The 8,563-nt window shown below is 62.2% G+C and carries 11 protein-coding genes; 8 read left to right on the forward strand and 3 right to left on the reverse strand.

Annotation, left to right across the window (positions count from 1 at the left end):
- The first annotated feature begins 107 nt into the window (after window positions 1–107).
- The 8 genes from NDI87_RS05170 to NDI87_RS05205 all read left to right on the forward strand — a co-directional run bounded on the left by NDI87_RS05170 (window position 108) and on the right by NDI87_RS05205 (window position 6,622).
- Complete coding sequence (locus tag NDI87_RS05170; protein WP_296273736.1) at window positions 108–611, forward strand: TRAP transporter small permease; 504 nt, start codon at window positions 108–110, stop codon at window positions 609–611.
- Window positions 611–1,912 carry a TRAP transporter large permease gene (locus NDI87_RS05175; RefSeq protein ID WP_296273737.1) on the forward strand — a complete coding sequence of 434 codons (1,302 nt, stop codon included), beginning with the start codon at window positions 611–613 and terminating at the stop codon, window positions 1,910–1,912. The genes NDI87_RS05170 and NDI87_RS05175 overlap by 1 nt, the downstream gene beginning before the upstream one ends.
- 21 nt (window positions 1,913–1,933) lie before the next feature.
- Window positions 1,934–2,746, forward strand: a complete 813-nt coding sequence (locus tag NDI87_RS05180) for an SDR family oxidoreductase (RefSeq protein WP_296273738.1) — start codon at window positions 1,934–1,936, stop codon at window positions 2,744–2,746.
- Between the two features lie 84 nt (window positions 2,747–2,830).
- Window positions 2,831–3,580: an SDR family NAD(P)-dependent oxidoreductase gene (locus NDI87_RS05185; RefSeq protein WP_296273739.1), complete on the forward strand. Its 750-nt coding sequence runs from the start codon at window positions 2,831–2,833 to the stop codon at window positions 3,578–3,580.
- 13 nt (window positions 3,581–3,593) lie between these two features.
- Window positions 3,594–4,430 carry a sugar phosphate isomerase/epimerase gene (locus NDI87_RS05190; RefSeq protein WP_296273740.1) on the forward strand — a complete coding sequence of 279 codons (837 nt, stop codon included), beginning with the start codon at window positions 3,594–3,596 and terminating at the stop codon, window positions 4,428–4,430.
- A gap of 67 nt (window positions 4,431–4,497) precedes the next feature.
- The gene (locus tag NDI87_RS05195) at window positions 4,498–5,220 is read left to right on the forward strand and encodes an EthD domain-containing protein (protein WP_296273741.1); all 723 of its coding nucleotides are present in this window, start codon (window positions 4,498–4,500) and stop codon (window positions 5,218–5,220) included.
- A 54-nt stretch (window positions 5,221–5,274) separates the two neighbouring features.
- Window positions 5,275–6,012 (forward strand): hypothetical protein, encoded by a 738-nt coding sequence (locus NDI87_RS05200; RefSeq protein ID WP_296273742.1) that lies wholly within the window; start codon window positions 5,275–5,277, stop codon window positions 6,010–6,012.
- 61 nt (window positions 6,013–6,073) lie between these two features.
- Window positions 6,074–6,622, forward strand: coding sequence for a c-type cytochrome (locus NDI87_RS05205; RefSeq protein WP_296273743.1), 549 nt, complete (start codon window positions 6,074–6,076; stop codon window positions 6,620–6,622).
- 9 nt (window positions 6,623–6,631) lie between these two features.
- Here the strand turns inward: NDI87_RS05205 and NDI87_RS05210 are convergent, their stop codons facing one another.
- From NDI87_RS05210 to NDI87_RS05220, 3 genes are all read right to left on the reverse strand, one after another.
- Complete coding sequence (locus tag NDI87_RS05210) at window positions 6,632–7,171, reverse strand: DUF2946 family protein (RefSeq protein ID WP_296273744.1); 540 nt, start codon at window positions 7,169–7,171, stop codon at window positions 6,632–6,634.
- Between the two features lie 11 nt (window positions 7,172–7,182).
- A complete protein-coding gene (locus tag NDI87_RS05215) occupies window positions 7,183–8,145 on the reverse strand; it encodes an alpha/beta fold hydrolase (protein WP_296273747.1) in 963 nt (320 codons plus the stop codon).
- A gap of 38 nt (window positions 8,146–8,183) precedes the next feature.
- Window positions 8,184–8,563, reverse strand: a 380-nt coding sequence (locus NDI87_RS05220) for a nuclear transport factor 2 family protein (RefSeq protein WP_296273745.1), incomplete at its 5' end; no start/stop codon positions are given.

Raw genomic sequence — 8,563 nt, forward strand, 5'->3', positions numbered from 1 at the left:
GTTTTCGTTGCGTTCCGACTGGCATCGCGCCAGTCGGACGGCGTGCGGGTCACCTGTACCCGCCGCCCATTGACTTCACCAGAATTGACTGACTGAGGAGAACGAAAATGCCAAAAATATGGCGCTGGTTAAACCGTCGCGCGGAGAACGTGTCGGCACTGCTGATGGCAGTCCTGTTTGTCGCGTTCCTCATCCAGGTCGTCGCACGGTATGTATTCAATAGCCCGGTGAGTTGGGCACACGAACTCTCCGTCATCGCAGGCATCTGGATCATCCTTTGGGGCACCGGCTTCGTCACCCGCGAATCGGACAATATCCGCTTCGACATGATCTATGGCAGCGTCTCGCCAAACACCCGTCGCATTTTCGACATGGTGGCAAGCCTCGCACTGATCATCATCTTCGTCGTCGGCTTTCCATCTGCTTGGAGCTATGTGCAGTTCATGAAAGTCGAGTCCACGGCCGCCCTGCACATTCGTTACGACCTGGTGTTCTCGGTCTACATCCTGTTTGCCGTCGCGATGATTGTGCGGCACCTGTTGATACTCCGGGATGCACTCACCGGCCATGACCAGCCAGCGCCGTCAGAGACCCGGTTGGAGACTGACTGATGAACCTCTTTAGCCCCTTCGCCATCACGATTTGGCTCATCATTGGGCTGAGCCTCTTTGGCCTGCCGATCGGCCTGTCGATGATTTCCGCCTCGATCGTCTACCTGCTGATCATGAAGCAGGACATGGGTATCGCCGCAGAACAGCTCCTGCAGGGACTTTTTGCCAGTTACACGCTGCTCGCGATTCCGTTGTTCATCTTTGCCGCCGAGCTGATGAACGTCGGCTCGTTGAGCGAGCGCTTGCTCAAGTTCTGCGACGCGCTGGTCGGCCGCTTTCGCGGCGGACTCGGACACGTCAACATCGTGGCCAATGTGATTCTGTCGGGCATGTCGGGCTCGGCCGTCGCGGACGCGGCGGGCCTGGGCCGGATCATCATCAACATGATGACGCGCGATGGCAAGTACACGCCGAGTTACGCGGCGGCCATCACCGCGGCCGCCGCGACGATCGGCCCCATCATTCCGCCCTCGATTCCGCTGGTTCTCTATGCGCTGGTGTCCGATGCGTCAGTGGGCTACCTGTTCCTCGGCGGCATTTTGCCAGGGCTCGTGATGGGCGCCGTGCTGATGGCCATGAACGCGGTCCTCGCCCGCGTGCATAACTTCCCGGTCGAGCAAGCAGTGCCGGTGCGCGACTTGCCAAAAATCACGCTGAAGGCATTCCCTGCCCTGATGATGCCGGTGGTACTGCTCGGCGGCATCTACGGCGGCGTGATGACGCCCACCGAGGCGGCCGCGCTTGCCGCGCTCTATGCCTACATCATCTCCCTGGTGGTCTACCGGTCAGTTTCGTTGCGCCAGACCTACGACTGCCTGCTGTCGAGCGCACGCTCGACTGCCGCGGTCGGGATGCTGATTGCTGGCGCGCTGGTATTCAATTATGTGGTGACGCGCGAGGATCTGCCGAACTCGCTGAGCCTGCTGCTCGCCAGCTACCACCTCACGGACGTTGGCTTTCTGCTGGCAGTCAATGTCATTTTGCTGATTCTGGGCTGTCTGCTCGATGCCAGCACGGTGTTGCTGGTGATCGTGCCGATCCTGATTCCTGCCGCCAGGGCGCTGGGCATCGACATGGTTCACTTCGGCTTGGTGGTCGTGGTGAACCTGATGATCGGACTCATCACACCGCCTTACGGGCTGCTGCTCTTCGTCGTGTCAAATATCACGAAAGCTCCCTTGCGCCGGATCGTGAGCGACGCTGTGCCGTTCATCATCGCCCTGGTGATAGCGCTGGCGATCATTACTTTCATTCCGCAAGTGGTGCTCTGGCTGCCGCGCGTATTTGGCTACAAAGGATAACCGCTAAACGCGCGAATCAAAATGAAGAACCCAGTTTCACTCCGCGCGTTGGTTACCGGCGCCACAGGTGGTATCGGCCGGGCTACCTGCCTGGCCTTGCTGGCATCTGCACGCGCGCACGGCCAGCAACTGAAGATTGCAGTCGCTGCGTCCAGGCCGGGGCCGACGCTCGATGCACTGGTCGCGGAGCTTCAGGCGGCCGGGGCGCAGGCGACCGGACTGGCTGCAGATCTGGCGGATGCCGCCGCCTGCGAGCAACTTGCGAACCAGGCCATTGCCGTCTGCGGCGGGCTTGACGTGCTCATTTCGAACGCGGGCGTCGTCCGGCCTCAAGCACTGGCGACGCTGACCCTCACCGACTGGAACCTCGTTTTCGAGGTCGATACCCGCGCCACCTGGCTGCTCGCGCGATCGGCCTACCAGGCACTGGCCAAAAGCCGGGGCGTGATTGTGGCGGTGGGGTCCATCTCCGGGTTGTTCCCGTTTCCGGGTCTGGGCGCCTATTCCCCGGCCAAAGCGGCGCTGATCATGTTGTGCAGGCAACTGGCGCAGGAATGGGCTGGCGACGGCATCCGGGTGAATACCGTCTCGCCGGGCCTGGTTCGCACCCCCCTGACAGAGCCGGTCTACCGTGATGAGGAAGTCCTGCAGCGCCGCATCGAGGCAGTCCCACTGGGGCGCATTGGCACGCCCGAGGACGTGGCCAGTGCCATCGTTTACCTCTGCGGACCAGGCTCGGGCTATGTGACCGGCATTGACATGCGACTGGACGGTGGCCTGTGCGATCACAAGCTCGGAAACATACCCGGCAAACCACGCGCTCGGACCACATGACGAAGCGAACCCCTCGGCATCTTCAGATCACAACAAACATTCGCGCATGAATGATGCGCACATTATTTTCAGAAAGGTTTTCAAATGAATAACATGGTTCAACGCGAACGTGGCAAGGTTGCCATCATCACCGGCGGCGCCGGCGGCCTGGGCCTGTCGATTGCCGAACGACTGTCTCGCAACGGCGTGCGCGTCGCCGTGTGGGACATTGATGCGCAGCGTGCCGAAGCCGCCGCGCGCACTCTGCCGGACGCGCGCAGCTATGCGGTGGACGTGACCGACGCAGCAGCGGTCGAGCAGGCGACCGCCCAGGTGGTCAGCGACTTTGGCCGGCTCGACATCCTCGTCACCTCGGCCGGCCACAACGGGCCCAACGTGCCGATTGCCGACTATCCGCTTGACGGCTGGAGAAAGACCATCGCGCTGAACCTGGACGCGGTTTTCTTCTGCTGCCGCGCGGCGACCAGAGAAATGCTGAAGACTTCAAAAGGCCGCATCGTGAACATGAGTTCGATTGCCGGCAAGGAAGGCAATCCAAACCTGGGCGCCTATTCGGCGGCCAAGGCCGGCGTCATCGGCCTGACCAAGTCACTGGGCAAGGAACTCGCGCTCACCGATATCCGGGTCAACTGCGTGACCCCGGCGGCCATCGACACCGACATCCTGAAACAACTCTCGCCCGAATTCCTGAATTATGTGAAGTCGAAGATTCCCATGGGACGACTCGGTCGCGCCGAAGAAATTGCCGATCTGGTCGCCTGGCTTGCCTCTGAAGAATGCTCGTTCACGACGGGCGCGGTATTCGATATCTCGGGCGGCCGCGCAACCTACTGAAACGGGCAACGTCATGCGCCTCATTTCATTAGACCATCTGACTGTCTTCGAACTCACCCCGCCCGAGCTGGTTCGAACGGCAGCACGGGCCGGCTTCACGCACGTCGGCATGCGGCTCCATCCGGCGGCGCCGGCAGAACAGCAACATCCGATGACCGGCAACAGCCCGATGCTGCGCGAGACTCTGGCCCTGCTGCAGGACACCGGCGTCAGCGTGTTCGACTTCGGCGTGTTGCGCCTGAAGGGCAACACCCGGGTTGCGGATTTCGAGCCGGTGCTGGAGGCCGCTGCAACACTGCGTGCCGGGCACGCGGTGGTCAATGGCGACGAGCCCGATCCGCAGCGGCTGGCTGACCTGTTCGCCCAGTTGTGCGAACTCGGGCAAGGCTACGGACTGACCCTGAACCTGGAACCCACGCCGTGGACCGGTGTGCAGAACCTGGCGCAAGCGACGCGGGTCGTGCAGTCGGCCGCGCAGCCCAATGGCCGGGTGATGATTGACACGCTGCATCTTGACCGGGCCGGGGGTTCTGCGGCCGACATCGCTGCCATACCAACACCGCTCATCGCCTACGCCCAGCTTTGCGACGGCCACGGACCACGTCCGTCAGACTTTGAAACCATGATTTTTCAGGCCCGCAATGAACGCGCTTTCCCTGGCGAGGGCAACATTGACCTCGCCAGCATGGTCCGCGCCCTGCCGCCCAACACGCCCTTGAGTCTGGAGGCGCCAACCCGCCATGCCGCCGCAGGCATGACCGCGCTGGACCGCGCCAAACGTGGTCGGGCAGCGCTTGACGCGCTGCTGGCATCGCTCGGGTCGGATGACCTCAAGCCCGTGGGCGGTTGAAATGACGGCGTGTGTGCAGCATCCATGGGTGTCGACGAAATCACCAGGGCTGGTCAAAAAAGCTGCCTTGCAGCTAACCAAGTTCTCTTTGCTCAAGCGCCGCGTCGGCCTGACACGCGAGGCCTTTGTCCAGCACTGGACAACAGTGCATGCCAATGTGCTTGTTAACCAGGCTGGGCACAAACACTACAACCAACGCTATGTGCAGGACCGCTTCCTGGATGTCGAGGGCTTCAACGACGCCTCCTTCGACGGCGCGGCCCAAATGATTCCCCAATCCGTGCAGGTTCTTCAACATGGTTTCCAGGAGGACCCGCTTTACCAACAATTTGTTCGACCCGACGAACTGCTGTTTCTTGACGTTCCGTCCTGCCAGGTTCTCTACTGTGAACGTCGCCCCATCCAGGCGGTGGCCCCGGGCCAGGCCGGACTAAAGGCGCTCATTCTCGTGCGTCGCCAGACTGAAACGAGCCGGGTTAACTTCCTGAAAACGTGGCTGGAACGCGCCCAAACGCTGGTGTTGAGAGAGCCGTCCTTGTGCGGCGTGGTGCATCACCATGTGATGCAAGATGCAGCCCGTGGCATGGCGGATGGTGTGCCCTGTCGGCAACCCTTCGACTTGGTGGAAGAATTATTCTTTCATGACCTGAACACCCTGCGCCGCGTGACCACAAGCGCCACCTTTGGCGAGGACTTTGCCAGCCATGGGGCGCGGCCCACGGGGCAGGGAAGTCTCGTTTTTGCTGCGCAAGAGCACCTCGTTTATGACGATACCGATGTCACCAACTGACCACAAGATTTAGCGACCTCCAACAGAATTCAACACGCCAGGGAGAATCAGCGCATGGCACTTTGTAGCGACGCGGCTATGGTCTTGTATTACGACATAGCGGGAGACAACGCCGATCATGACGATTGGCACACCTACGAGCACCTGCACGAAAGGCTTTCGATTCCGGGCTTCCTGCGTGCAACACGCTGGGTAACGGAAAGTGGCGAGCCGAAGTACATGGTGATCTACGAGGTGGCTGACACCCATGTGGCCACGTCCTCTGCTTACCTGGAGCGGTTAAACCATCCAACGCCATGGACCGCATCGATGATGAGCCGTTTTCGCGGCATGGTCCGGGGATTCTGTTCGTGTGTCGCCAGTTCTGGATTCGGCATCGGCAATGCGGCGGTTGCGCTGAAATTTACACCGGTGACAGGCCAGGAATCGAATGTGAAAGACTGGTTCGCGCAGGCCGTTCTCCCGGCCATGTCATCCCGACGCGGCATGGCAGGCATCCACCTCATGGCGCCCGTCGCGCCGCCCCCCATGACCAAAGAGCAGGCACTTCGAGGACTGGATTCACCCATGACCTGGCTCGTGCTGGCCACGGCCTACGACGCAGCAGCCCTGAACAGGGCCGTCACCGGGCATCTTGAAGTCCAGACCTTGGTAAAGCATGGCATTTCACCCGAAATTGCAATGGCGACCTATGCCCTGCATTACACGGTGACGTCCCAAGAGGTGAGCCGGACTGCGCCCAACCCGGTGCTGCGCCTGGACCGACGCCAGATGAATGGCGTGCGCAGCTAAGGGGGCTGACAACACCCCCAACCCTATAATTCGGAGTTGCTTTCATCCAATCAAGGCCATCATGAGCGACCACCATCACACTGCAGACCACGATGCACACGCTGCTCCCAGCGCCAGCGGGATCAAAAAAACAACAAAGATTCTCATATTGGTGGGTCTACCGCTGCTGGTCATTGGCTCTATGGTGGCTTATTACAAGACCCCAAGCGGTGGCCAGGTGGCGGCCAGCATGTCTGAAGAAGCCGTCGCCAGGCGCATTCAAAAGGTCGGCATTCTGCGCTTGGGCGAGTCCAAGCGCGAACCCAAAACCGGTGAAGAGGTGTACCAGGCCCAATGCACCACCTGCCATGCAGCAGGCCTGGTGGGTGCGCCCAAATTTGGCGATGCGGCTGCCTGGGCACCGCGCATTGGCACTGGCTACAGCGCGCTGCTGAACTCGGCCCTCAAAGGCAAGGGCAACATGGCAGCCCAGGGCGGCGGCGCTTTTGCCGACTTTGAAGTGGGCCGCGCCGTGGCTTACCTGGCCAATGCCGCCGGTGCCAAGTTTGAAGCACCCGCCGCGCCCGAGGCCGCCGCTGCACCTGAAGCGGCAGCGTCAGTAGCCAAATAAACGCCGGTTCTACTTTTTTTGCCCGGCCTGCGGGCTTTTGACAAAGCCGAATTGACCGGGCAAGTCGCCTTGCAACAGGGCCTGCGGCTGCCACAGGCCTAATTCCACGGCCTCGGCAGCCAGGCCCACGTCCTGGGTGTGCACCAGTCCCAGGCCGGCTGTCGATTCCAGGTACAACAAGCCCTGTTCATCCAGCCAGACGCCCTGCACCTCGGCGGCCCGCCCCATGTGGTCCTTGACACCATGGTCGGGCTGCACGCGCCAGACCAGCGGCGTCGCTTGCAGTTCCACATAAACGCGCTGCGGACCGTTCTGAAAAAACCATAGGCCTTGCGCATCGGGCAGGTAGTTGCGGGCGATGAAGTCGATCAGCTTCTCGTGCGTCAGCAAGGCGCCCTTGCTGCCCGCCAGGCCGCTCTGAAATGACCCTGCGGCTTGCGCACGGTCGTCGCGCAGGTACCAGTTGCCGCGCGCATCGAGCCCCAGCCAGCCATAACAGTTGGGCACGTTGGGCCATTTGGCCATGGCTTGTTTGACAATGTCGTCCATTTTTTCTCCAATCAAGTGTGCGCCATCAACCAGCCGCCCACGGTCTGCGGCAGCGTTTGCAGCTGGCCCGGCGGCGGCCCTGCCATAAAACCGGCATGGCCACCCTGGTCGGGCTGCCACAAGGTCACCATTGCGCCGACGTCAGCTTGCCGGGGCAGGCTGCTGGCGGGTACAAAAGGATCATTCAAGGCATTGACGACCAGGGCTGGCAGGCGGATGTCGGCCAGGCGCGGCTTGGCCGAGGCGCGCTGCCAGTAATCACGCGTGTCTTTGAAGCCGTGCAGCGGTGCGGTGAAGACGTTGTCAAAGTCGTACAAATCCTGCGCGGCGTGCAGCGCCCGGGCATCAAACAGGCCCGGGAACTGGGCCAGCTTTTGCAGCGCCTTGGGTTTCATGGTTTGCAGGAACAGCCGGGTATAGACCTGCCGGTTCAGGCCCCGGCCCATGGCCTGGCCGCTGGCCGTCAGGTCAACCGGGGCCGAGATGCTGGCCAGCGCCTGCAGCACCGTGGCCGCCGTACCGCCCGCCTCCTGCGCCCAGCGCAACAAGGCGTTGCCGCCCAGGGACACGCCCACCGCGTAGAGCGGCCCGGCGTGGCGGGCGCGCAGGCGCGCCAGCATCCAGCCGATTTCTGCAAAATCTCCCGAGTGGTAGGCGCGCGGGGCGCGGTTGATCTCGCCACTGCAACCGCGAAAATGCGGCACCGCAAAGCCCCAGCCTTGCGGTGCCGCCCATTGGGCAAGCGCCAGCGCATAGTGGCTGCTGGAGGAGCCTTCCAGCCCATGAAAGAGCACCAGCAAGGGCGCCGTGGCGGGGGCATCCAGCCAGTCCACATCGACAAAATCGTCATCGGGCGTGGGCCAGCGCTCGCGCCGGTACAGCGACACCGGCATGCGGCCGGTGCAGCAAGGCAAGGCTGGCCAGATGGTTTGGGCATGGCCACCGGGCAGCCACCAGGGTGCCTGGTAGTGCATGGCGGCTGGGGCGGCCCGGCTTGAGCGTGAAGAGGGCTTCAATGCAAGACCGGAGATATCTCGGTGACGTCATGGGGCTCACGGGCATTGCCGGGGCTGGCGTGGTGCGCCACCAGGCGCCAGCCTTGCGCCGTCTTGTGGTACACATTGGTGGTAATCACCACCGCATCCATCGGCCCCTCGGGGGTGAGCAGCTCAATGCGTTCGCGCACACTGTGCACGGCACTGCCCAGCGCCTCAATCTTGCGCACGCCCTCGGGACGCACACGGATGCTGCCGTTATTGAACATGGCCTCAAACGCCGAACGGATCGCGCCCAGGCCAACCATGCGCGGGCCACCGGGATGCACGCACACCACCTCGTCTTCATCTGCCCAGCATGCCATCAAGCGCTCCAGGTCGGCGTTTTGCAGCGCCT

The sequence above is a fragment of the Rhodoferax sp. genome (assembly GCF_023701345.1).
In the GTDB taxonomy this organism is placed as follows: Bacteria; Pseudomonadota; Gammaproteobacteria; order Burkholderiales; family Burkholderiaceae_C; genus Rhodoferax.

What these genes read in the sequence shown, in the direction of transcription:
- NDI87_RS05170 (WP_296273736.1), top strand. Translation starts at nt 108, where the DNA reads ATGCCAAAAATATGGCGCTGGTTAAACCGTCGCGCGGAGAACGTGTCG.
- NDI87_RS05175 (WP_296273737.1), top strand. Translation starts at nt 611, where the DNA reads ATGAACCTCTTTAGCCCCTTCGCCATCACGATTTGGCTCATCATTGGG.
- NDI87_RS05180 (WP_296273738.1), top strand. Translation starts at nt 1,934, where the DNA reads ATGAAGAACCCAGTTTCACTCCGCGCGTTGGTTACCGGCGCCACAGGT.
- NDI87_RS05185 (WP_296273739.1), top strand. Translation starts at nt 2,831, where the DNA reads ATGAATAACATGGTTCAACGCGAACGTGGCAAGGTTGCCATCATCACC.
- NDI87_RS05190 (WP_296273740.1), top strand. Translation starts at nt 3,594, where the DNA reads ATGCGCCTCATTTCATTAGACCATCTGACTGTCTTCGAACTCACCCCG.
- NDI87_RS05200 (WP_296273742.1), top strand. Translation starts at nt 5,275, where the DNA reads ATGGCACTTTGTAGCGACGCGGCTATGGTCTTGTATTACGACATAGCG.
- NDI87_RS05205 (WP_296273743.1), top strand. Translation starts at nt 6,074, where the DNA reads ATGAGCGACCACCATCACACTGCAGACCACGATGCACACGCTGCTCCC.
- NDI87_RS05210 (WP_296273744.1), bottom strand. Translation starts at nt 7,171, where the DNA reads ATGGACGACATTGTCAAACAAGCCATGGCCAAATGGCCCAACGTGCCC.
- NDI87_RS05215 (WP_296273747.1), bottom strand. Translation starts at nt 8,145, where the DNA reads ATGCACTACCAGGCACCCTGGTGGCTGCCCGGTGGCCATGCCCAAACC.